Raw genomic sequence first — 21,819 nt, 5'->3', positions numbered from 1 at the left:
GCAAACGGCCACTTCAGGGTAATCGCCAGGGTATGAGTCCCGATGTCGACCTCACCGCGCCCCGGTCCGAGGGGCACCCCCTGCGGCAGAAGCTGCTCGCCCTGGACTGCCGTCTCTTCGAGTTCGCCGCCGAGCGGCACTGGCCGGCCGCCGGGCCGGTGCTGCCCCGGCTGAGCCGCAGCGCCAACCACGGACTGCTCTGGTTCGCGACGGCGGCCGCCATCGCGGCGAGCCGCACCCCCCGCGGCCGCCGGGCCGCCGCCCGCGGCGTGGCCTCGCTGACGCTCGCCTCGCTGACCGTCAACACGCTCGGCAAGCGCTCGGTGCGCCGCGACCGGCCGGTGCTGGACCCGGTTCCGCTGGTGCGGCAGCTGAAGCGGCAGCCGATCACCACGTCGTTCCCGTCGGGCCACGCGGCGTCGGCGGCCGCCTTCGCGACCGGGGTGGCGCTGGAGTCCCCGGCCTGGGGCGCGGCCGTGGCGCCGGTGGCGTTCTCGGTGGCGATGTCCCGCGTCTACACCGGCGTCCACTTCCCGAGCGACGTGCTGGCGGGCGCGGCCCTCGGCGCGGGCGCCGCCTTCGCCGTACGGGGTCTGGCGCCCACCCGGGGGCAGCTGGCGCCGTCGGCCCGGCCGCGGGCGGACGCCCCAGTGCTGCCGGACGGGCGGGGCCTGGTGCTGGTGGCGAACACCGCCGCTGGGACCGCCGACCGGGTGCGGGCGCTGCGGAACGCGCTGCCGGGCGCCGAGGTCGTGGAGTGCGCGCCGCAGGACGCGCCGGCGGAGCTGGAGAAGGCGGCGGCGCGGGCGGTCGCGCTCGGCGTGTGCGGCGGCGACGGCACGGTGAACACGGCCGCCGAGGTCGCCCTGCGCCACGGGCTGCCGCTCGCGGTGCTGCCGGGCGGCACGCTGAACCACTTCGCCCTCGACCTGGGTCTGGAGGACGTCCGCGATCTGGCCGGGGCGCTGACGCGGGGCGAGGCGGTGCGCGTGGACGTGGGCCGGTTCACCTCCGGCGAGCAGCGCGGCATCTTCGTCAACACCCTCAGCCTCGGTGTGTATCCGGAGCTGGTGCGCGAGCGGGACCGCTGGGCGCGCCGCGTCGGCGGCTGGCCGGCCGGGGTGCTGGCGGCGCTGCGCGTGCTGCGCGCCGACCGGCATCCGCTTGAGGCGGAAGTGGGCGGCCGGCCGCACCCGCTGTGGCTGCTGTTCGTCGGCAACGGCACCTACCACCGCATGGGCCTCGCCCCGGGCCGCCGCCTGGACCTGGCGGACGGGCAACTGGACGTGCGGGTCGTGCACGGCGGGCGCCATCCGGCGCTGCGGCTGCTGGCCGCCGCCGTCGCCGGCCCGCTGACCCGCTCCCCGGCACACGCCGCTGTGCAGGTGCCCCGGCTGCGGCTGGCCGGTGTCGCCCCGGGCACGCTGCTCGCGTACGACGGTGAAGTGGCCGAGGTGCACGGCGAGGTGACGGTGGAGAAGCTGCCGCAGGCGCTGACCGTCTACCGGCCCGCGGTCATCCACTGACACACCGTCAGACCATATGGCGATACGCCTATCTCATCATGCGGCCGACGCGCGTACCGTGGCGAGCACCGGCCGGGGCGTCCGGCCGGGTTCGACGAGGAGGGGCACAGCCATGTCGGAAGCGCAGGAGACGGCCGTCTACACGCACGGGCACCACGCATCGGTGCTGCGATCGCACACCTGGCGCACCGCCGCCAACTCGGCGGCCTACCTGCTCGGCGTGCTGAAGCCCCACATGAGGATCCTGGACATCGGCTGCGGTCCCGGCACGATCACCGCCGACCTGGCCGCGCTGGTCCCCGACGGACACGTCACCGGCGTCGACCGGGCAGCGGGCGTCCTGGAGCAGGCGCGGGCCGAGGCCGACCGGCGGGGCCTGACGAACGTCGACTTCGCCACCGCCGACGTCCACGCCCTGGACTACCCGGACGACACCTTCTGCGTGGTCCACGCCCACCAGGTGCTGCAGCACGTCAGCGACCCGGTCCAGGCGCTGCGGGAGATGGCACGGGTCACCAAGCCCGGCGGCTTCATCGCGGTCCGCGACGCGGACTACGCGGCGATGACCTGGTATCCGCAGCTGCCCGCGTTGGACGACTGGCTGGCCCTGTACCACCGGGTCGCCCGCGCGGGCGGCGGCGAACCGGACGCGGGGCGCCGGCTGACGGCGTGGGCGCGCGCGGCGGGCCTGACCGACGTCACCGCGTCCTCCGCCACCTGGACGTTCGCCACGACCGAGGAACGGCGGTGGTGGAGCGGTCTGTGGGCGGAGCGCACGACGGCCTCCGCGTTCGCCGGGCTGGCCGTCGCCGGCGGGCACGCCACCGAGGCGGAGCTGGCCGCCGTGGCGGCCGGCTGGCGGGAATGGGGAAAGCACCAGGACGGCTGGTTCGCGGTCCTGCACGGCGAAATTCTGTGCCGCAAGGAAGTCTGAATCCCCTTTTTCGGGAAACCCGGAAAGCAGGAGGTTCAGACTATGGTTCCCATCCTGCTGGTACTGCTTCTGGCGATCGTCCTTTTCGGTCTCGGATTCGCAGTGAAGGTTCTCTGGTGGATCGCGCTGGCGGTTCTGGTTGTGTGGCTGCTGGGGTTCCTGCTGCGGAGCACGAGCGCGGCGGGCGGCAGGGGCCGCTGGTACAGGTGGTGAGGTGACCGGGAGCCCGACTCCCGGCCGGGACCGGCCTCCCCGGGGCTTTCCCGGGGAGGTCAGTCGCGAGGAAGCAACGGTCCCAGCGGCCCGAGGTCCAGATTGAGGTCCTCGGGCCGCAGTCCGTAGCGGTCGCGCAGTTCCGCCATGCGGTCCTCCAGCAGCATCAGGGTCAGCCCGATGCGCTCCTCCTGCTCCTCGCTCAGGTCGCCCTCGTCGAAGCGGCGCACGGCCTGGCGCTCCATGAGCTGACGCAGCAGCTCCACGACGGTCAGGACGAGCTTGACCAGGTCCCGTTCCACCGTGTCGGGATCGAGGTCCATGTGACGGTCGGTCACGGCAGCTCCTTGCGCGACGGAACCAGAGGATCGAACGGCGAGGGCACCTGGGCGTTCACCGAGCTGATCAGCGCGTTGAGGTCGATGCGCACCAGATCGACGTCGGCGATGCGCAGGGTGATGTCCCCCGTGATCACCACCCCGCCGGCCAGCAGCCGGTCCAGCAGGTCCACGAGCGCGATCTCACGGCGTTGGACGACGGTCACCCGGACCCCTCCCCCACCGGCCGCGGGGTCTCCACGAACGAATAGGCGGCCCAGGGGCCCGTGAGTTCCACGCGCATTCCCGGGACGTCGTCCTTGGTCCGGTCGACGAGTTCCACGAATTCCTCGGACGCCGCCCGCGGCACCAGATAGGCCGCATTGAGCACATTGCGTCCGGCGGCCCCGGAAAGCGCCGGGTTCTGCGGTGCGTGCACCCGGGAATCGTCGGCATGCGCGGAAAGGGACGCATGGAGCCGCGTGGCGAATTCCTCGGCCTTTTGCCACATGTCCTCGTGCGCCCTGGCACTCATGCTGCGCCGGCGCAGATAGTCCCGCCCCGACGCGGCCGGCGCCGCCGCGGAGGAGGCCTGCGGTGACGGCACCCCGCGCTGCGCCTCCTCGCCCTGCGCCTCCGCGTACACCTTCACGCCCCACTCGACCTTGCCCTGGAGCCGGTCCAGGGTGCGCCGGAAGTCGCGCTCGCGGGCCTCCATCATGGTGCGCACCCCGCTGTCGTCGTGGAAGACGGTGCCCAGGCGCAGCGGCAGCGGGGTGGTGACCACGGTCAGCGCGTCGATCACGCCCTGGTGGGCGCGGGCCGTTTCGGTCACCCAGTCGAGGTCCTCCAGATGCGCGCGCAGCGCTTCCTCGGCGAAGTCCCGCGCCGGGACCTCGCTGTAGACGGCGACCAGGCCGTGGTGGGTCAGATGCCGGGGCGGCGCGCCGCCCACCCCGGTCAGCTGCGCCTGGAGTGGCGCGCTGAACGGGCGGCACACGGCGTAGACGTACCGCAGTCCGGTCATGGGGCCTCCTCCTGGCCTCGTCCGGGCTCCAGCTCCGCCAGCCGGGCCCGCAGCTCGGCGTTCTCGCGGGTGAGTTCGTCGCGGCGGGCGCGGCTGGAGAGCGCCGGATCGGTCTCCCACCAGTCGATGCCCATCTCCTTGGCCTTGTCCACGGAGGCGACGATGAGCCGCAGCTTGATGGTGAGCAGTTCGATGTCGAGCAGGTTGATCCGGATGTCACCCGCGATGACGATGCCCTTGTCCAGGACGCGCTCGAGGATGTCGGCGAGGTTGGCTCCGCTGCCGCCCCCGTAGGGCTCGGGCATCCGGCCCGCCATCGGGCTGGGTGTGGTCATCGCCGGCTCCCGGAGTGCTCGTCCTCGTCCTCCTCCTCTTCCTCGTATTCCTCATCGGCGTCCCCGGCGCCCTCGTCCTCGTCCTCCTCCTCCTCTTCCTCGTCCTCGTACTCGCCCTCCTCCTCGTCGTACGGCTCCTCGTCCTCGTCCTCCTCCTCGTCCTCGGAGGCCTGCTGGTCCTCGTCCTCGGGGGCCTGCTCCTCGGCCTCGGGAGCCTGGTCCTCGGCCTCGGAGGTCTCCTCGCCGCCGTTCTCGTCCTCGGCCTCGTCGCCTTCCGCTTCCTCAGCCTCCAGCGCCTCCTCGTGGCTGCGGACGACCTCGCCGTCCTCGATCTCGCCGCGCCACCCCTCGTCCACTTCTCCCTTGAGGGTGATGAAGCGGGCGTAGTTCTTCAGGTCGAGACGGGCCCGGCGGCCCTGGGCGCGCCAGATGTTGCCGGTCTTCTCGAACAGGCCGGAGGGGTAGTACTCGATCACCAGCAGGACGCGGGTGAGGTTGTCCGCGAGCCGGTGGAAGGTGACCGCGCCCTTGGTGGTGCCCTTGGCGCCCTCCGACGTCCAGGCGATGCGCTGGTCGGGGATCTGCTCGGTGGTGGTCGCCTTCCAGCTGCGGCTGGACCAGAACACCTTGGCCTGCCAGTCGGAATGGGTGTCGTCGGCGCGGCTCGCGCTCTTGACGCCCTTGGCGAAGGTGCTGAAGTCCTGGTACCGGGTCCACTGGTCGTAGGCGGTACGCAGCGGCACCCCGACGTCGATGTGCTCGATGATCACGGTCGGCTTGTTGCCGGCGCGGCCCTTGCCGCCCTTCTTGCCGCCGCCGAGGCCCTTCAGCTTGCCCATCACGCTGTCCTTGGCTCGGGAGGCGCCGAGTTCCAGCGCCGTGCGGAGGGGGCCCTTGCCCTCGGCGATCTTGCGACCGCCGTCGAGAGCCAGCTTGGCGAAGCCCGGGCTCTTGCCCTCGGCGATGTCGTTCAGCTTCAGGGTGGTCTCGCCGAGCTTGTGCCCGACACCGCTGAGCATCCGGGTCGCCTGGGCGGCGAGGTAGTCCTGCAGTTCGGCCTTGAGCCGGTCGGCGGCTTCGCTGTGCGCCAGGTCGGCGAGCGGGTTCTTGCCCGCCGCGTTCCCGGCGGCGCCTGCCGCGTCCCGACCGGCGGAACCGGCCGCTCCCAGGGTATCGGTCATCGTTCACCGCCTCCCTTCGCCTGCCGGTCCCGGCCGACGGTCTTCTCGGCCGTCTTACCGGCCGAGGCGGTCTTCTTCGCAGCGGCGCCGGGGCCCGGCGCCCTCTTGGCGGTCTTCTTGGCGGGGGCGGCCTTCTTGGCCGGAGCCTTCTTGGCCGCCTTCTTGGCCTTGCGAGCCGAGCCGGTCGCCTTCTTCGCCGGGGCGTCGCGCTCGCCGCGCGACCTCTCCGGTTCGTCGTCGGCGCCCTCGTCCCGGTCTTCGTCCCGGTCTTCGTCCCGGTCCTCGGCGTCGTCCTCCGGCTCCTCGTCCTCCTCGTCCCGCTCACCGCGGCCCGAGCCGCCGGAGGTCTGATCGCGCAGATCGGCCGTACGGGAATGCAGCCGGTCGGCGAGGGCGCCGATCTGCCGCTCGACGAGGGCGCCGGAGGCCGCCTTGCCCACGCCTCGCAGGTCACCGCGCAGCTGGTCCCCGATCTCCTTGACCTGAGGATTGTTCTTGAGCTGCTGGTTCACCAGGTCCGCGACCATGCGCGGGCTGAGGTTCATCCGCTTGCCGGCGACCATGCTGCCGACGGCGATCGCCAGCTTCGCCTTCTTGGTACGTCCAAGGACGTATCCGGCCCCTACCGCGAGGCCCAGTCCGACTCGGTTCATTGCGCTGTCCACTCACCTGTTCCCGCGCTCGCGCGCGTCGCCGTCTCCAGCCGGTCGAGAAGCTCGTCCTCCTGACGGTCGAACTCTTCCTCGCTGATCTCTCCGGCCTCCAGCCGCTCTTCCAGGCGGGCCAGCTCGGTCCGTATGGTGGCCGGGTCGTAGTAGATCCGCTCCGCCTCCTGGAGCACCTGTCTCATCACCCACGCGCTGCCGCGCACCGGGGCGAACGGCAGCAGAAGCACCTCACCGAGCAGGCCCATGGCGTCACCCCTCTTCGGTGTCCGCGCTGCCGGCCAGGGTGGCCGTGTGCTCGGCCGGGCCCGGGTCGACGAAGCTGTAGGGCGGCAGCGGGCCGTTGACGCGGATCTCCAGCTGCGGCATGTCCGTGCGGGCCTGCTCGACGGCGGCCAGGAAATGCTCGGCGCTGTCCTTCTCGACCAGGAACGACGTGTTGGCCAGCCAGCCGGTGGACTCCGGCCCCGCGCTGACCGCGTCGGCGGCCGGCTCCAGGAGGCGCTGCAGGGCGGTGCCGTCCTCGGCCTCCTTGGCCTTCACGGCGGCGGCGACCATCTCACCGAGGCGCAGCTTGTCGTCGTAATTCCCGCCACCCGCCTGTCGGTTGGCCTCCGCGAGGGTGCGGATCTCCGGGCTCTCGGACATCACCCGGTGCAGGACCGCCTCTTCCACATGGTTGGCCTTGACGTTGTACTCCACGCGGCCGTCGAGGGCGCGCAGCCGTTCCTTGTAGTGGTCGGCGCGCTCGGTGAGCACCGCGGTGACGGTGTCGTCGTCGGGGGCGACGCTGCCGAACCGCATGGGCAGCACGCAGCCGGCCGCGCCCGCCTCGGCGAGCACGTTCTGGTGGGCGAGCAGGTCGCGCCGCTTGGGCCGCAGCCCTTCGGGGGCGTCACTGACGACGGCCGCCAGCTCACCCGCCCTGAGGATGCGGACCGGAAGGGAGGGCTCGCCGACGCCGTCCATCCCCTCGGGGAGCTTCGGGTGGGAACTCGCCGTGATGCCGTAGACGTACGTGCTCACTCCTGCTCCTCCTTCCGGCGGGCGGCCGTGCTCTTGCGGGGCCGCCGCTCCTCGGTCTCTCCCTCGCCGCGCGCCTCCTTGAAGGCGTCCGATATGGTCTGCGCGGCACCGGACAGGGCGCCCTTGGACTTGCCGCGCGCGCCGGACTCGGTGATCTCGCCGACCAGGTCGGGCAGGCCGGGGGCCTTGCGCGGCCCGGCCTCCAGGTCGAGCCGGTTGCACGCCTCGGCGAAGCGCAGGTAGGTGTCGACGCTGGCCACCACGACCCGTACGTCGATCTTCAGGATCTCGATGCCGACGAGGGACACCCGCACGAACGCGTCGATGACAAGCCCCCTGTCGAGGACGAGCTCGAGAACGTCGTAGAGGCCGCTGCTGCCGCCTCCGCCGCCGGACTGCTGTGCCGGGACAACGGTCATACCGACCGTGCCTCCTTCTGTCGTGATCGTGTGTGTTCGGTCGTCGAGAGCGAGCTGACTACCGGCCGCGGGCGTCCGCCCGGCCGCGCTCGTAACGACGGACCTTCCGGTAACCGGTGAGCTGCCCCTCGGGGTCCAGCTCCACCTGGTAGCTCGCCATCAGGCTCATCGTGTCGGGGACCCGAGCGAGTTCGAGGACCTCGACCTCCAGCGCCCAGCCGTCCTCCGTCTGCTCGAAGGACGACACGGACTCCGGATTCATACCGGTCAGCTCGGCGAGCTGGGCCCGTGCGTTGCGGAGCACCTCCATCGGACGGGGCCGCTCCTCGGCGGTCTCCCGCTCTGGTGCGGGCTTCCGCTCTGGTGCGGGCTTCCGCTCCTCGTCGGGTTCCCGCTCTTCGGGTTCGTTCGGTGAATTCTGCGAATCTCGCGTGTTCTTTGTGTTCGCCATGGCCACCTCTCTCCTCCGTGTGGCCGCTCGTGCCATGGCCAAACCTTCACGAACGCAGGCGCGGGCGGCACGAGCGGCTTCGATCGCACGGAGTGGCCCGTCAACCGCGCAGCGCGTCCAGGCGGCGCCGGGCGGGCCCCAGCGTGCGGCCCCTGTTCATAAGACCGGCCCACGGGTTGGTGCGGGCCTGGTCGACGGCGTCGGCGATGGTCCAGCGGCGGGCGTCGACGCCCGGGTCGTCCAGCTGGTCCCAGGTGAGGGGGACGGCGACGGGCGCACCGGGCAGGGCCCGCACGGTGAACGGGGCGACGGCGGTCTGCGCGTAGGCGTTGCGCTGGATGTCCAGGTACAGCCGGTCGCGGCGGTCCTTCTTGCGGGCGGCGGTGGTGAGCCGGTCGGGGTGCTCGGCGGCGAGCAGCTCGGCGACGTCGCGCGCGAACTGCCGTACGGTGTCGAAGTCCTGATGGCCGGCCAGGGGGACGACGATGTGCAGTCCTCTCGACCCGGTGGTCATCGGGGCGGACGGCAGGCGCAGCTCGTCGAGCAGGTCGCCCAGTCGGCGGGCGGCCTCCCGGACGGCCGAGAAGTCGTCACGGGAGGGGTCGAGGTCGAAGACCATCCGGTCGGGCGCGTCGATACTGCCGGTGCTGGAGAGCCAGCGGTGAAAGGTGAGACAGGCCTGGTCGGCGAGGTAGACGAGGCTGGGGGTGTCGTCGCAGACCGTGTGGCAGACCGTGCCGTCCTCCTTCGGGAGCTCGACGCGGGTGATCCACTCCGGATAGTGCTCCGGCGTGTTCTTCTGCATGAACCGGGGCCCGTCGACGCCGTCGGGATGCCGCTCCAGCATCAGCGGCCGGCCGCGCAGATGCGGCAGCATGAACGCGGCGACGGACCGGTAGTAGTCGACGAGATCGCCCTTGGTGTACTCCTTGGCGCCCGCGTCGCCCGGGAAGAGCACCTTGCCGGGCCGGTGCACCGGCACACGCCGGCGCCCGGCCCGCACCGTGCGCGTGTCGCCGTCGCTCACCGCACGACCGCCTCCCCCACCAGCAGCCGCCCGGCCGCCGCGATGGACTCGGCGTCGATGCCGGCGGCGTGCAGCTGCTCCTCGGGCGTGGCCGAGCCCGGCATGTTCCGCACCCCCAACCGGACCAGTCGCGGCACGGGCCGCCCGTCGGCGAAGGCCTCCGCCACTGCGTCGCCGAGCCCGCCCTCGGGGTGGTGGTCCTCGACGGTGAGCAGACAGCCGGTGTCCTCGGCGGCCCGCCGCAGCGTCTCGGCGTCCACGGGCTTGACCGAGTACAGATCGATCACCCGTACGGCGATGTCCTGCGCGGCCAGCGCGTCCGCGGCGGCGAGAGCCTCGGGCACGGTGACCCCGGCCGCGACGATCGTCAGCCGGTCCCCGCCGGAGGAGCGCAGCACCTTGCTGCCGCCGACGGGGAACTCCTCGTCGGGCCCGTAGAGCACCGCGCTCTTGCCGCGCGAGGTGCGCAGATAGCGGATGCCGTCCAGGTCGGCCATGGCGGCGACCAGCTTCGCCGTCTGGTTGGCGTCACAGGGGTACAGCACCGTGGAGCCGTGCACGGCCCGCATCATCGCCAGGTCCTCCAGGCCCATCTGGGACGGCCCGTCCTGCCCGATGGCCACCCCGGCGTGCGAACCGACGAGATTGATGCCGGAGCCGCTGACGGAGGCCATGCGCACGAAGTCGTAGGCGCGGGTGAGGAAGGCGGCGAACGTCGCGGCGTACGGCACCCAGCCGCGCGCGGCGACGCCGACGGCGGCCGCGACCATCTGCTGCTCGGCGATGTAGCACTCGATGTACCGCTCAGGGTGCTCCTTGGCGAACAGTTCCGCCCGCGTGGAGTCGCCGACCTCGCCGTCGAGCGCGACGATGTCGCCGCGCCCGTGTCCGAGGGCGGCGAGGGCCTTGCCGTAGGCGTCCCGCGTGGCGGCCTCCTCGCCCTTGTCCCAGCGGGGCAGCTCGTAGGGCGAGGTGGTCGCGGACCGCACCACGGTGACCGTCGGCGGCTCGTGCACCTGCACCCGCAGGTCGCGCTTCCCACCGAGCTGCTCGATGGCCTCCTCGGCCTCCGGCAGCGGCTTTCCGTGCAGCCCCTCCCGGTCCTGCACGCCCTCGACTCCCTTGCCCTTCAGGGTGCGGGCGATGATCGCGGTGGGCTGCCCGGCGGTGGACAGGGCTTCGCCGTAGGCCCGGTCGACGGCGTCGACATCATGGCCGTCGATCTCGATCGTGTGCCAGCCGAAGGCCTTGAAGCGGCGGGCGTAGGCGTCGAGGTCGTGGCCGTGCCGGGTGGGTCCGCGCTGCCCGAGCCGGTTGACGTCGACGATCGTGATCAGGTTGTCGAGATGCTCGTGGCCGGCGTGCTCGGCGGCCTCCCACACCGACCCCTCGGCGAGTTCGCTGTCGCCGGTGAGGACCCATACGCGGTAGCCGTCGTGCTCCAGCCGCTTGCCGGACAGCGCGATGCCGACGCCGACGGGCAGGCCCTGCCCGAGCGAACCGGTGGCCGTCTCCACCCAGGGCAGCCGCTGCGGGGTCGGGTGCCCCTCGAGCCGGCTGCCGAGCTTGCGGAAGGTCAGCAGTTCCTCGTCGCCGATCGCCCCGGCGGCCTTGGACGCGGCGTACAGCAGCGGTGAGGCGTGGCCCTTGGAGAGCACGAAACGGTCGTTGCCGGGATGGTCGGGCCGGTCGAAGTCGTAGCGCAGATGGTGGGCGAGCAGGACGGCCATCAGATCGGCCGCGGACATCGAGGACGTCGGGTGCCCGGAGCCCGCGGCGGCGGCCGCACGCACGCTGTCCACGCGCAACTGCTGGCCGAGTTCGACGAGTTCACCGGTGTTCATGTGTCTCCTTGAGCGTCGGTATCGGTTTCGTCGGTGCGGGTTTCGTCGGTGCGGGTTTCTTCCGTGCGGGGTTCGTCGATGCGCTTGACCGGCCCGGGCGCGGGACGGTCCGCGTCGAGGGCGTCGGGCCCGGGCCGCTGGGCGGGCGCGGGCTCCTGCCGCCGGGGCGCCCCGGGTGTCCGGGCCAGCTCCGGGGAGGCCGTGTCCAGGGGCACCGACCAGGACCGTACGAGTCCCAACTGGACGCCTTGGCGGGGCAGTACGGCATCGAGCAACCAGTCGGCGGCGACGCGCACCCGGTTGCCGGGCATCGCCGCGAGGTGGTAACCGCGGGTGACCAGCCCCGCGACCGGCCCGGACAGCGAAAGCCCCAGCGGATTGGCGGAGGCCTGCGCGCCGCCGAGGTCGACGACGAACCCCAGGTTCCGGTGCCGGTAGGACCGCAGCGCGCCGCCGGTCAGCGAGGCAGCCACGTTCTGCGCGGCGACCTTCCCCTGCCGCCACGCGTGCTGGGCGGTCATCGGGGTGTACGACCCCGGCTCGTCCAGATCCGGTACGGCGGCGGCGTCACCGCAGGCGAACACCTCGGGGCGCCCCGGCACCCGGAGGGTGGGCTCGACGAGGAGCCGTCCGCGCTCCAGCGGCAGGCCCAGCGACTCGGCGAGCGGATCGGGCCGGACCCCCACGCACCACACCAGGGTCCGGGTGTCGACGAACTCGCCGTCGGTGAGCAGGACACCCCGCTCGGTGGCCTCCTTCACGGAGGTCCCCATCCGCACGTCGACGCCCCGCTCGCGCAGTACGCGGTCCGCGGTGCGCGACAGCCGTTCGTCCAGCTCGGGCAGGACACGTTCGGCGACGTCGAGCAGCAGCCAGCGCGGGCGCATGCCGTGACGCAAGGGGTGGTTGCGCACCAGCGCATCGGTGAAGAGCTGCCCCTGCGCGGCGACCTCGGTACCCGTGTATCCGGCGCCTACGACCACGAAGGTGCAGCGGGCGGCGCAGGCGGATGGGTCGTCCCCGCCGGCGGCCAGCTCGATCTGCCGGATCACGTGATCACGAAGATAGAGGGCCTCCGGCAGCCCGCGGAAGCCGTGGGCGTGCTCGGCGACACCGGGGACGGGCAGCAGCTTGTTGACACTGCCGGCGGCCAGGACGAGCCGGTCGTACGCCACGGCACCGCTGTCGCCCTCGGGCCCGGTGTAGTGCACGGTCCGCGCGTCGAGATCGACCCGCCCGACCTCCCCGAGCACCAGCCGCACCCCACGCAGCGTCCCGGTCAGCGACACGGTCACCCGGCGCGCCTCGAGGATCCCGGCGGCGACCTGGGGCAGCAGCGGCAGATACAGGAAGTAGTCGGTCGGATTGACGAGCGTGATCTCGGCCCGCCCCCGGGCCATCCGCCCCAGCACCCGAGCGGCCCGGTACCCGGCGAACCCCCCACCGACAATCACCACCCGGGGTCGACCCACGACGTCCTCACCCTCTCCGTCCCGCACACAACGCACCGCCTCCCCGCGTTTCCCTCCGGGGGTTGGCCAAACGTGGTCCCGGCGTGGGCGGCACGTGGTTGCCCAAGGGTGGGCAGGACGTGGTCCCGGCGAGGGGGGACCTGGTTGCTCCGGTGAGCCGACCGTGGTCCCGGCGGGGGTGGGTGAGACGTGGGCCCCGACGGGGGTGAGCGGGCGCGGTCCCGACGGGGGTGAGCGGACACGGTCCCGCCAGGGGCGGGGGCGGAGGCTGTCTCGCCAGGCAGGAGGACGGACGCTGTCCCGCCGGATCGGGCGGACGCACTCCGGCCCTCGGGGAGCGTGCCGAGGGTGCAGGGGGCGCAGGCCCCCGCCGGGCGAGGGGCGGAGCCCCAGAGGGGGTCCGGGGCGCAGCCCCGTGGCGTACCTCTTGCGCAACCGAGACGGGCGGGCAGGTGGGCAAACACCCCGAAGGGGGTCCGGGGCGCAGCCCCGCGACGGCACCTCCTGCCCGACCGAGACGGGCTGGCGGGTGGGCCAACACCCCCCAAAGGGAGACCGGGGCGCAGCCCCAGCCAACCGCACCCACCCCCGTTGCACCGGCGGAGCCCTGGGTACTCGCCCCACCGACCACCCACCCCCCACCCCCGGAGGCGCCGCCCATGCCCCAGTACGGCTACTTCCTCTCCTGCGAGCAGTACGGCCCCGCGGAGCTGATCGAGCAGGCCAGGATGGCCGAGCAGGCCGGTTTCCAGGCGCTGTGGATCTCGGACCACTACCACCCGTGGAACGACGCGCAGGGCCAGAGCCCGTTCGTCTGGTCGGTGATAGGCGCCCTCTCCGAAGCCGTCTCGCTGCCCATCGAGACGGCTGTCACCTGCCCCACCGTCCGCATCCACCCCGCCGTCGTCGCGCAGGCCGCCGCCACCAGCGCGGTCATGACGAACGGCCGCTTCCGCCTCGGCGTGGGCACCGGCGAGGCCCTCAACGAGCACATCGTCGGCGGCCCCTGGCCCCCGGCCCACGTACGCCTGGAGATGCTGGAGGAAGCCATCCAGGTGATGCGCCGCCTGTTCACCGGCGAGGAGGTCAACCACCACGGCACGCACTACACCGTGGAGAACGCCCGCCTGTACACGGTCCCCGACGAGCCCGTCGCCATCGACATCTCCGGCTTCGGCCCGGCCGCCGTCAAGCTGGCCTCCCGCGTGGGCGACGGCTACATCACGATCGCCCCGGACGCCTCGATGGTGGAGCAGTACCGCAAGGGCGGCGGCGGGGCGAAGCTCGTCAGCGGCGGTACCAAGGTCTGTTATGACACCGACAAGGACGCCGCCGTCCGCACGGTCCACCGTCTGTGGGCGAACGAGCAGCTGCCCGGTGAACTCTCCCAGGTGCTCCCCTCCCCCAAGCACTTCGAACAGGCCCAGCAGCTCGTCACCGAGGACATGGTGCGCGAGAACCGGGTGTGCGGCGCCGACGTGGACGAGCACGTCGCCGAGCTGCGCCAGTTCGCGGACGCCGGTTTCGACGTCGTCTACGTCAACCAGATCGGCCCGGACGTGCGCGGCTTCTTCGACTTCTATCGCACCAAGGTGCTGCCGCAGCTGACCTGACACGTCCGGCGTGACAGGCGCGTCCGCGCTCGCCGTCGGGCCCGGTGTCAGGCCCGATGGTGGGGCGAGGCGGGGTCGGCGTCGTCCGGGCGCGGCACGGCCGGCCCGGCCGCCCCGGGCTCCGGAGTGCCCGCGGCGGGCGCGACGGGCGGCATCGGCGGGTACGGAGGGGCCGCTCCGGGCTCCGGCGCGGCCGGCGCGGTGCCGACGGCGTGCTCGGCCCCGCCCCGTGGGCCGGCGGACGGCCGCGCGGCACTCCGCAGCGCGTAGGCCGCGGCACCCAGGATCGCGGCGGTGATCAGCGCGGCGGCCCAGCCGGGCAGGCCGAGGGCGAGCGCCAGTCCCACGGCGAGCGCGAGTGCCGCCCCCGCGTACAGCGCGGCCGCGCCGGACGCCGCGTACAGCAGGGCGGTGCGGCGCCTCTCTCGCGTCTGGCGCCGCAGCTCGTCGCGGACGGTCTCGCGGGCCACCTGCGCCAGCTCGTCGACCAGGTGCTTGTCCAGATGCTCCAGGTGATCCAGCGGTTTCATACCGTTCGGGTACCCGGCGCCGCAGGGCCGTAACGGCGTGCAGCCGGCCCGCCGGTCGTGGGGATCGGGTGAAACGATCACCGGTCCGGGCGCGCCCAACTAGGCTCTGCCGTATGGAGATCCAGGGTGCCTCACTCCGTGTCTGCGTAGACGACCTCGACACCGCCATCCCCTTCTACGAGCGGCTCGCGGGCGGCAGAGCCCTCCGCTTCGAGCGGGGCGGCGTCCAGGTCGCCGCCATCGGCTGCTTCCTGCTGATGAGTGGCCCGGCGGCGGAGATCGAAGTGCTGCGCAAGGTGGCGGCGACGATCGCGGTCGCCGACGTGGACGAGGCGCACACCGTCCTCGCCGAGCTGGGCGCGGAGATCGTGGCCGGCCCGGTGCCGACGCCGGCGGGTCGCAATCTGATCGCTCGCCACCCGGACGGGGCGGTGTACGAGTACATGGACCGCCGCCGCCCGTAGCAGCCGCGGCCCCGACGGCTCAGGACGGCCGCATGCGGAAGTCGTACCGCTGAGGGAGGGGTTCGCCGGCGATCCGGGCCCACAGGCGCCCGATCACCTCGTCCCCCTCCCTGAGGTCGGCGACCTCGAAGCCCGCGTCGAACACGCCCCGCGCCTCGTTCGTCCTGCCCTCGGCGAGCAGCAGGGCCGCCTCGGTCAGCCGGAACCGGCCGAGTTCCCGGGTGCCGGGGTGCAGCCGCTCCCACACGGCACGCGCCGCGTCCGTACGCCCGGCGGCGAGCAGCGCCTCGATGGCCTCGCGGCCGAGCGCGGCGCCGACGGCCGTCCACTCGGGGCCGGTGTCGCGCCGCTCCCGGCACAGGTCGTCGAAGGCCTCGGCGTACCGCTCGGCGGCCCGCTCCCCGTGGCCGCCCTCCCGGTCGGCGACGGCAAGGCAGCGCAGCAGCGGCCACCGCGAGGGGGCGAGCGGCAGCGCCCGCTCCCAGCTGCGCACGGCCTGGGCGCGGTCGCCGGCGTGCCACTGGGCGACGCCGAGGTGGTACTCGGTGTGCGGACGGGCCGGTGCGGTCTCCAGCATGTCCCGCCAGTGCGGGGCGACGAGGCTCTCGCCGGGCGGCCGTTCCCCGCCCGGCTCGGGCAGCGCCCCGGTGTGCAGCAGCGCCAGCCAGGGTTCCTGTTCCTTGCCGAGGGTGGCCTGTGCGAAGGGAGTGCCGGGCAGCTTGAAGCCGCCGCGCAGGACCTCCAGCGCGCCCCAGCCGGAACCGACGGCGAGCGTCTCGGCGGGTTCGGCGTCGGCGTTCGGCAGCCACGCGGCGTAGGCGGAGTCGACCTCGGCGGGCGGCAGTACGGCCGCCAGGTGGGCCTCGGCCCGGTCGACGACGGCGTCCCACTCGCCCTCGGGGTCGGCGTCGAACGGACCGTACGCCTCCAGCCAGGAGACCTCGCTCTCCTCCGGCAGCCGCACATGCTCGAGTTGGGTGCGGACGAGGCCGGCCTGGATCTCGCAGTAGCCGCCGGTGCCGGGTTCGGTGAGCCACTGCTGCCAGCGGCGGCCGCCGGGCAGATGGCCCCACACGAACAGCTTGCGGCCGCGCAGCACGTCGGTGGAGGTCTGCACCAGCCCGTGGCCGCTCTCGTCCAGCGCGGCGATCCAGCGCCGGCGCCCTTCGGGCACGTCGTAGAAGTAGTCGGCGGCGTACGGGCTGCCCAGCGGGTGGCTGCGGTCCGCGCCGTCGTACGCCGGTACCGGAACCCGGCGCAGTCGGCGCTCGTAACCGAAGTGGTAGGCCTCGCTCGCCGGGGCGAGGACCCGGCACTCCTCGGGGACGGCGATGTTGGACCACCAGTAGGTGGGCAGGGGTCGCTCGTGCGGGTTGCGGACACGGACGCCGACGTACAGGAAGTCGGAGCCCTCCGGCAGCCACAGGTCGACCTGGAAGGGCAGGTCGCGCAGCCGCTCCCACTCCCACAGCCGCAGCATGTCGGTGCCGTCCGGGCCGGGGACGCGGGCGGCGTGCAGGGGTGCGCAGGACAGGGTGGTGTGGCCGGTGGCGCCGATGTTCCACTCGATGCCGCCGGAGTACCAGGCGCCGTTGAGGGCGAAGTTGGCCGGCTGGAACACCGGGTTGCGGTAGAGGAGTTCGCGCCCGGTCGGCTTGTGCAGCAGGGAGACGATCCGGCCGCCGAGGCCGGGCAGGACGGTGGCGCGCAGGCGGTCGTTCTCGATGACTAGGGCGTCGAGCCGGCGCGGTGCGCGGTCGCGGCCGTAGCCGTCGCGCACCCGCACGGGCAGCAGGCTGGTCAGCGGGGCGTAGCCGATCTGGCGGGCCATGTCGCGCGGCAGATCCTCCTTGTCGCGGTCGTCGATGCGGTGCATCTCGTCCAGGGGGCGCAGCGCGGGCAGCGGGTTGTCCGGGCCGAGGTCCGCGGCGGGCAGGGTCAGTACCTCACGTCGGATCGTCGTCACGATCACCATGGAAGCGGTTGCCCGGTGATCCGGCCAGGGCCGCTGCGGGTCAGGGTTGCGCAAAGTCGCCGGTGGTTCTGTAGGTGGGAGCGGGCAACGACGGTTTTGGACAGCACTTAGCGATCACAGGGCCCGAACATGTCGATGAGAACTGGCAACGCTGCGGGGTGTTGGGGCTCTTTGGATCTCGGCAGATGATGCGATCTGTTCGGGGACATGATGAGGAGTACAAGCCCGCGGTGCGGCATGTCGGCGGGGTGACCAGGTTCGGCTGGAGGCCGGGCCGGGAGCGGTGACCGTGGGGGTCCACGACGCCAGCACGCTTCTCCAAGGCACTTGCCCTTGGCTGACTGAGCTGTTCAGGGGATCGAGTGCGCAAATCTTATTGGCACGGTACCGATTTCGACCAGGATACGACTTATCCGGTGAATGCTTAGCGCATGCGTTCCCTGCCCAAGGGGACGGGAGATGGAGATCCCATGCGCAAGGCGATGAGGCTGCCTGGCTTGATGCTTGCGTCGCTGGCCCTGGTCGGAGCATCGGCGACGGCTGCCAGCGCGTCCGGTCAATTCGGCGCGGACCGGCCTGGACAGCAGGCCCGCGGTGCCGACGAGGGCAATAAGTGCGGCAACGGCACCAAGACGACGGACGGCGACGCGCAGGTCACGGTGATCTGTGGGGCAGATCATGTCACCATCCATAACGAACAAGGCATCACGCCGAGTCTTGCCACCGCGATTATTGGAGGAATTGGCGGGATCGTCGGGGGCGGTGGCTGAGAGGCCGGTTCCGGGAACCTGAGACGAGACGGACGAAACATGCTGCCCGGGCTTCGTCAGTGACGCACCAGATCCGTACTGTCGGCGTACGGACTACGTTCAGGTGTACGCCGACACGTACGTCCCGTCGGCGGGAAGGGTACTCGTGGCGGGTCCCCCTCTAGGGTCCATCGATACCCGACGCTGACATGAGCGTGTCCTGCGGAGAGCTGCGGGCGTTGGTCACGTGGCCCACGCGTGCAGTGGTCCTGGATCCGCACTCACGGCGCATCGAGGGTCTCCGGCTGCCAGGCTGTGGCCGGGCAGCCGGAGGTCCTGGGCAGTCATGGCCGACCCTGGCCCAGGGCCTCCGACGCGGGCTGCGGCCGGCCGTCGTTGGCGACGATGGTCTTGTTCCGGGCCGGGCGGCAGGCTGGTTCAGCCGGCGGCATCGTGCCCGGCGTCGGTGCGGGCCCTGGTGCTGGCGAGCCGGTAGGAGTCCCTTCCCCTGCCGACCCCTTAGCTTGACGGCCTGCGGGGGAAGCGGTCGCCGAGGACGAACGCGGCGGGCCAAGTCTCGCTCAATACCTTGCTGAGCAGGGGGTCGGTGGACTCCAGAACCTCGCTGCGGCGGACCGAGCCGTCCTCGTTGATCCGTTGGCCGCCGAGGACGACGGGGGCGCGCAGGACGCCCTCGCCCCAGGGGCCGATGGCATTGCACAGCAGGCCCTCAAAGCGGTGGCCGTCCAGGTCGTCGTTGTGGATCCGCTGCACGAAGTCGTCGATCACGGCTGCCTGGAGGTAGACCCAGGCGAGGTAGACCACCGTGCGTCCGTCGTCCAGACGGATCGGGAGGCGGACCTTGAGGAAGTTGCCAACGCCCTCCGCGATGATGATCGCGCCCGTGTCCGACTTTACGCGGCGTCTACGTTCTTCCTCCGAGAGCTCGGCCACCAGGTGAGGCAGGGCCAGGTCGAAGCCGGGGTGCTCCGGGTCGAGGTGGCCCCCGCAGTCGCAGGCGCAGGCGGCGCCGTGGCTGTGGGCGTTGTTTTGCACGGAGGCGGGAGCAAGATCGAGCCGGACCGTCGGGTAGCTCGGCTCGCCGCTGCCCGCCGGTACCGGCAGCAGCAATGCATAGAAGCGAACCGCTGTGAACGTCGTTGGCTCGGGCAGTCCGAGCGCCGCCATCGCTGCCGATGCGGCCTCGTGGCGCTCACCGTTCACGCGGATCTCAGCCTGCATGGCGCCTGGGCTGCCGCCATAGAAGACCTTGACGCCGTTGAAAAATGGCGATTCCAGGTCCGCGGTGAACGAGTCCGCGATCCGGTGCAGCACGTTCGCTTCCAACAGCGCGCCCTGAAGCCGCCGGTTCTCGTCGACATCGCGTCCGAGACCGACCGCGCCCGACGTGATCACGTGCCAGCCGGGCACGCCGCGCTCGTCGTCGGGGCCCGCGTGGCCCGCGAAATGCTCGCGGTGGTCGAGGAGTTCCAGCAGACACGCGCCTGCCGTCTGCACCCACGTGTTCGCTGCATCCTGGGGATCGGCGGACATCGACACAACACAATCCATGAAGCACGGCACGTCCGGCTGGAGACCGACGTCCGGTAGCGCGACGAGGTCGTAGTGGTGGCCGCCCCCGTGGTGCGGCGGGGCTACGGCCACGGCCCAACCATGCGGGCTGATCAACGAGTTCCCCTTGAGCTGGGCGCCCTGCGTCACGCCGGGCGCGAACTCTTCGAGCCCGCCCCTCACCAGTGCGAGGAACTCCAGGTCGGGCAGCCGGTTCGCCGGCGGTTCCTCTTTGCGCGTACGACGTCGTATCCAAGACACCTGTGGATGGTACTGAGGCCGCTCGGCCGACCGGGCAGCGCTCGGGCTTGTGGCTCCGGAGGTGCCGGGCGCTTGGACAGGCTTCCGGACCGGAGGATGGTCGACTGCCCCTGGCGCCCCGGGAGTGGCGGCGACCGGATGTGGCTGAAGGCCCAAACCAACGCGGTGGCGTGATCGCCTAACCAAGGGCGGCGACCCCGTCTTCACTGGCCATCACCACGGAAAGTAGTCGTTGCAGAGCTGGGCGAACGGGCGCTTCGGCCGTGTCGCGCGTCGATTACGGGCTCAGTTCCGGTCCTACTGGGAGAACGCGAACGTCCGAATGGGATCGAGGTGAAGTTCGTAGGGCCCGAAGCAGTCGGCTGCAAGGGTCGCGACCGGAGCACCGCAGGGGCAGGCTCGGTTGAGTCCTTCGTTGCCGGTCGGTCCGCAGCACCCTGTGCTGTTTTCCCAGTCGGGCAAGGGCTGAAGGTCAGAGGCGTCTTCAGGATTCACCAGTATGGTGCCCGGGGTGCCCGCCGAGATGACGAAGCCCTCCTCGTTGCAGACCAGAGGGCCCCGGGACTGCGCCTGCTGCGGGTTGTCCTGGTCATCCTGCAGGACATAGGGAGGTCCCCAGGGCTCGGGGTCGATCGCGTAGTAACCCTGTCGGACGGTGGAAGCCGCCCGACGTGTCTTCTTGTCCCGGTCTTGCAGACTGTCCGAGACGTCGGGGACAGCGGCGAGCTCGACGAGCTCCGGCGTGATCGCGGTGCCGCACTTGGAACAGAGGAAGACGGTCATCCCCTCGTTGTAGTGCCCAGCGTTGCCACCGCGCATCCTCCTTCTGCTCGGCGGCGGCGAGGCCGGCCTCGATCGGATAGCGCAGGGGCCTGGGCCAGGGACAATGCAGCACATGGATGACGCGTTCACACTCCTTCGGCAGGCCGTCGACCTACTGCCCGAGGATGCGGTGGCAGAGAACGGCCAGACGGTCGGAGATGTTCGCAGGGACATCGAGCTTCAGGAAGGGGAGATGGTGCTCGACGTGCTCATCGAGATCGCGGATGTCCCGCCTCGCGTCTGAGGCCACTGGTCCGGGCAGGTGCGCGAGCCCGCGGGGGACGGCCGTCAGCCACCGTCAGGGCTCGCGGTGAGTCGGCCAGCGCTGGTGCGGACGTCGGGCATGCCGAGGTGGACGGTGGACGGCTGGGCTGCACGGTCACGCATGGCCTCCAGCTTCTGCGCGGCGGCGGCCATGGTGGTCTCTGCGGATCGCCCGTACAGTCGGCGCTTTGAGTCGAGGTCACGAAGGAGCGCGAGCGTCCCATGAGCGAGCAGCACACCTACCGGGTGATCGTCCGGGGCACCTGGGACGGGCTGACCGACGAGGCCCGGGAGCGGCTGCTCGCACAGGCCGCCGGCCACGGGCTGACGAGCATGCGGTTCACCGATGAGGGCACGCTGAGCTATGAGCCGCGGCCGCTGAAGCACTTCTCGATGCGGTTCGTGGTGGTGTCGGACGCGGAGGACGGCGAGGAGATGGCCGCGGCGATCGCGGAGGACCGTGCGGCGACGACGCTGCGCGGTCTGGGGTACGGCTTCGGCGAGCTGAAGTCGTCCGTCACCGACCTCGACACGATGAAGATCAACTACAAGCGCGCATCTCGGCGGTGATCGCCCAGCGCTCGTGATCGCGCCACGCCCCGTCGATGAAGAGCATCTTCGGCGAGAACCCCTCGAGCCGGAAGCCGCAGGCGCGGGCCAGACCGATGGAGGCGGCGTTGCCCGGCTGGACGTTGATCTCCAGCCGGTGCAGCCGCATCGGGCCGAAGGCGTGGCCGACGACGAGGTCGAGGCCCTCCTTCATCAGCCCGCGTCCGGCCGCGTGCGCGAAGGCGCCGTAGCCGAGGGCGCCGCTGAGGAAGGCGCCCTCGACGATGTTGTTGATGTTGATGAAGCCCGCGATGTCCCCGCCGTCCTTCTCGCAGACCAGGAAGCCGGCCTTCGTGGGGTCCTCGATCAGCCGGGAGGCGTACGCCGTGTAGGCGTCGGCGCTGTCCGGCGGAAACAGCCACGGGTGGTGCAGATCCTTGCTCTGCCGGGCCCGTGCGGCGAACTCGGGCCCGTCGCCGTAGGCGAAGTGGCGTATGCCCACGCGGGGCCCTTCGGCGAGCCAGCGGGATGCATGGTGCGGCATTCGAACACTGTACGACGCGACCGGCGCGCGTGCGCGTCG

Annotated in this window: 26 protein-coding genes; 8 read left to right on the top strand and 18 right to left on the bottom strand. The window is 71.8% G+C overall.

Translation table 11 applies throughout. The annotated features are described in order from the left end of the window. Positions 1-32: 32 nt before the first annotated feature. The 3 genes from ACF1GV_RS10185 to ACF1GV_RS10175 all read left to right on the top strand — a co-directional run bounded on the left by ACF1GV_RS10185 (position 33) and on the right by ACF1GV_RS10175 (position 2,673). Positions 33-1,526 carry a bifunctional phosphatase PAP2/diacylglycerol kinase family protein gene (locus ACF1GV_RS10185; RefSeq protein WP_391679207.1) on the top strand — a complete coding sequence of 498 codons (1,494 nt, stop codon included), beginning with the start codon at positions 33-35 and terminating at the stop codon, positions 1,524-1,526. A gap of 112 nt (positions 1,527-1,638) precedes the next feature. Next, positions 1,639-2,460, top strand: a complete 822-nt coding sequence (locus ACF1GV_RS10180) for a methyltransferase domain-containing protein (RefSeq protein ID WP_391679209.1) — start codon at positions 1,639-1,641, stop codon at positions 2,458-2,460. A 42-nt stretch (positions 2,461-2,502) separates the two neighbouring features. Then, positions 2,503-2,673, top strand: a complete 171-nt coding sequence (locus ACF1GV_RS10175; protein ID WP_361627216.1) for a hydrophobic protein — start codon at positions 2,503-2,505, stop codon at positions 2,671-2,673. A 59-nt stretch (positions 2,674-2,732) separates the two neighbouring features. Here the strand turns inward: ACF1GV_RS10175 and ACF1GV_RS10170 are convergent, their stop codons facing one another. The 13 genes from ACF1GV_RS10170 to ACF1GV_RS10110 form a co-directional block, all read right to left on the bottom strand. Beyond that, a complete protein-coding gene (locus tag ACF1GV_RS10170; protein ID WP_363262268.1) occupies positions 2,733-2,996 on the bottom strand; it encodes a gas vesicle protein K in 264 nt (87 codons plus the stop codon). Positions 2,997-3,007: 11 nt separating this feature from the next. After that, the gene (locus ACF1GV_RS10165) at positions 3,008-3,217 is read right to left on the bottom strand and encodes a gas vesicle protein (protein ID WP_391679211.1); all 210 of its coding nucleotides are present in this window, start codon (positions 3,215-3,217) and stop codon (positions 3,008-3,010) included. After that, entirely contained in the window at positions 3,214-4,017 is an 804-nt protein-coding gene (locus tag ACF1GV_RS10160) for a GvpL/GvpF family gas vesicle protein (RefSeq protein ID WP_391679214.1), read from the bottom strand. Before ACF1GV_RS10160 ends, ACF1GV_RS10165 begins: the two co-directional genes overlap by 4 nt. Next, the gene (locus ACF1GV_RS10155) at positions 4,014-4,352 is read right to left on the bottom strand and encodes a gas vesicle protein (protein WP_363261923.1); all 339 of its coding nucleotides are present in this window, start codon (positions 4,350-4,352) and stop codon (positions 4,014-4,016) included. The genes ACF1GV_RS10160 and ACF1GV_RS10155 overlap by 4 nt, the downstream gene beginning before the upstream one ends. Beyond that, positions 4,349-5,533, bottom strand: a complete 1,185-nt coding sequence (locus ACF1GV_RS10150) for an SRPBCC family protein (protein WP_391679217.1) — start codon at positions 5,531-5,533, stop codon at positions 4,349-4,351. Before ACF1GV_RS10150 ends, ACF1GV_RS10155 begins: the two co-directional genes overlap by 4 nt. Then, entirely contained in the window at positions 5,530-6,186 is a 657-nt protein-coding gene (locus tag ACF1GV_RS10145) for a DNA primase (RefSeq protein ID WP_391679219.1), read from the bottom strand. Before ACF1GV_RS10145 ends, ACF1GV_RS10150 begins: the two co-directional genes overlap by 4 nt. Continuing rightward, positions 6,183-6,446 (bottom strand): gas vesicle protein GvpG, encoded by a 264-nt coding sequence (locus ACF1GV_RS10140; RefSeq protein WP_391679221.1) that lies wholly within the window; start codon positions 6,444-6,446, stop codon positions 6,183-6,185. Before ACF1GV_RS10140 ends, ACF1GV_RS10145 begins: the two co-directional genes overlap by 4 nt. 4 nt (positions 6,447-6,450) lie before the next feature. Then, positions 6,451-7,224: a GvpL/GvpF family gas vesicle protein gene (locus tag ACF1GV_RS10135; RefSeq protein ID WP_391679223.1), complete on the bottom strand. Its 774-nt coding sequence runs from the start codon at positions 7,222-7,224 to the stop codon at positions 6,451-6,453. Continuing rightward, a complete protein-coding gene (locus ACF1GV_RS10130; RefSeq protein WP_391679226.1) occupies positions 7,221-7,643 on the bottom strand; it encodes a gas vesicle structural protein GvpA in 423 nt (140 codons plus the stop codon). The genes ACF1GV_RS10135 and ACF1GV_RS10130 overlap by 4 nt, the downstream gene beginning before the upstream one ends. Before the next feature lie 58 nt (positions 7,644-7,701). Then, the gene (locus tag ACF1GV_RS10125; protein WP_391679228.1) at positions 7,702-8,094 is read right to left on the bottom strand and encodes a gas vesicle protein; all 393 of its coding nucleotides are present in this window, start codon (positions 8,092-8,094) and stop codon (positions 7,702-7,704) included. A 100-nt stretch (positions 8,095-8,194) separates the two neighbouring features. Then, positions 8,195-9,121: a non-homologous end-joining DNA ligase gene (gene ligD / locus ACF1GV_RS10120; protein WP_391679229.1), complete on the bottom strand. Its 927-nt coding sequence runs from the start codon at positions 9,119-9,121 to the stop codon at positions 8,195-8,197. Next, positions 9,118-10,965 carry a transketolase gene (locus ACF1GV_RS10115; protein WP_391679231.1) on the bottom strand — a complete coding sequence of 616 codons (1,848 nt, stop codon included), beginning with the start codon at positions 10,963-10,965 and terminating at the stop codon, positions 9,118-9,120. The genes ligD and ACF1GV_RS10115 overlap by 4 nt, the downstream gene beginning before the upstream one ends. Further along, entirely contained in the window at positions 10,962-12,437 is a 1,476-nt protein-coding gene (locus ACF1GV_RS10110) for an NAD(P)/FAD-dependent oxidoreductase (protein WP_391679233.1), read from the bottom strand. Before ACF1GV_RS10110 ends, ACF1GV_RS10115 begins: the two co-directional genes overlap by 4 nt. A 659-nt stretch (positions 12,438-13,096) precedes the next feature. Between ACF1GV_RS10110 and ACF1GV_RS10105 the strand changes: the two genes are divergently transcribed. Beyond that, entirely contained in the window at positions 13,097-14,050 is a 954-nt protein-coding gene (locus tag ACF1GV_RS10105; protein WP_391679235.1) for an LLM class F420-dependent oxidoreductase, read from the top strand. A gap of 47 nt (positions 14,051-14,097) precedes the next feature. On the opposite strand, the gene ACF1GV_RS10100 is transcribed toward ACF1GV_RS10105, so the two are convergent. Next, entirely contained in the window at positions 14,098-14,580 is a 483-nt protein-coding gene (locus tag ACF1GV_RS10100; RefSeq protein ID WP_391679237.1) for a phage holin family protein, read from the bottom strand. 113 nt (positions 14,581-14,693) lie between these two features. On the opposite strand from ACF1GV_RS10100, the gene ACF1GV_RS10095 reads away from it, so the two are divergent. Continuing rightward, entirely contained in the window at positions 14,694-15,044 is a 351-nt protein-coding gene (locus ACF1GV_RS10095) for a VOC family protein (protein WP_391679238.1), read from the top strand. A gap of 19 nt (positions 15,045-15,063) precedes the next feature. Here ACF1GV_RS10095 and ACF1GV_RS10090 read toward each other — a convergent pair whose 3' ends face one another. Further along, on the bottom strand, positions 15,064-17,019 hold the full coding sequence (locus ACF1GV_RS10090) for a DUF5107 domain-containing protein (protein WP_391679240.1): 1,956 nt from the start codon (positions 17,017-17,019) through the stop codon (positions 15,064-15,066). Between the two features lie 470 nt (positions 17,020-17,489). On the opposite strand from ACF1GV_RS10090, the gene ACF1GV_RS10085 reads away from it, so the two are divergent. Beyond that, positions 17,490-17,789, top strand: a complete 300-nt coding sequence (locus ACF1GV_RS10085; protein ID WP_391679242.1) for a hypothetical protein — start codon at positions 17,490-17,492, stop codon at positions 17,787-17,789. A 498-nt stretch (positions 17,790-18,287) separates the two neighbouring features. On the opposite strand, the gene ACF1GV_RS10080 is transcribed toward ACF1GV_RS10085, so the two are convergent. Together ACF1GV_RS10080 and ACF1GV_RS10075 are read right to left on the bottom strand one after the other, a co-directional pair. Next, complete coding sequence (locus ACF1GV_RS10080; RefSeq protein ID WP_391679581.1) at positions 18,288-19,490, bottom strand: DUF6348 family protein; 1,203 nt, start codon at positions 19,488-19,490, stop codon at positions 18,288-18,290. Between the two features lie 408 nt (positions 19,491-19,898). Continuing rightward, a complete protein-coding gene (locus ACF1GV_RS10075) occupies positions 19,899-20,384 on the bottom strand; it encodes a hypothetical protein (protein ID WP_391679248.1) in 486 nt (161 codons plus the stop codon). Between the two features lie 112 nt (positions 20,385-20,496). Here ACF1GV_RS10075 and ACF1GV_RS10070 point away from each other — a divergent pair, with 112 nt between their 5' ends. Both ACF1GV_RS10070 and ACF1GV_RS10065 read left to right on the top strand, forming a co-directional pair. Next, complete coding sequence (locus ACF1GV_RS10070) at positions 20,497-20,667, top strand: hypothetical protein (RefSeq protein WP_391679250.1); 171 nt, start codon at positions 20,497-20,499, stop codon at positions 20,665-20,667. Positions 20,668-20,909: 242 nt separating this feature from the next. Further along, positions 20,910-21,257: a DUF6204 family protein gene (locus tag ACF1GV_RS10065; protein WP_391679251.1), complete on the top strand. Its 348-nt coding sequence runs from the start codon at positions 20,910-20,912 to the stop codon at positions 21,255-21,257. On the opposite strand, the gene ACF1GV_RS10060 is transcribed toward ACF1GV_RS10065, so the two are convergent. Then, a complete protein-coding gene (locus tag ACF1GV_RS10060) occupies positions 21,229-21,780 on the bottom strand; it encodes a GNAT family N-acetyltransferase (RefSeq protein WP_391679254.1) in 552 nt (183 codons plus the stop codon). The genes ACF1GV_RS10065 and ACF1GV_RS10060 overlap by 29 nt on opposite strands. Positions 21,781-21,819: the final 39 nt, after the last annotated feature.

Origin of the sequence: Streptomyces sp. NPDC014006 (genome assembly GCF_043088925.1) — a bacterium.
Taxonomy (GTDB): Bacteria; Actinomycetota; Actinomycetes; order Streptomycetales; family Streptomycetaceae; genus Streptomyces.
The sequence above is the reverse complement of the archived record's forward strand: the minus strand, read 5'-3'. Positions and strand labels throughout refer to the sequence as shown.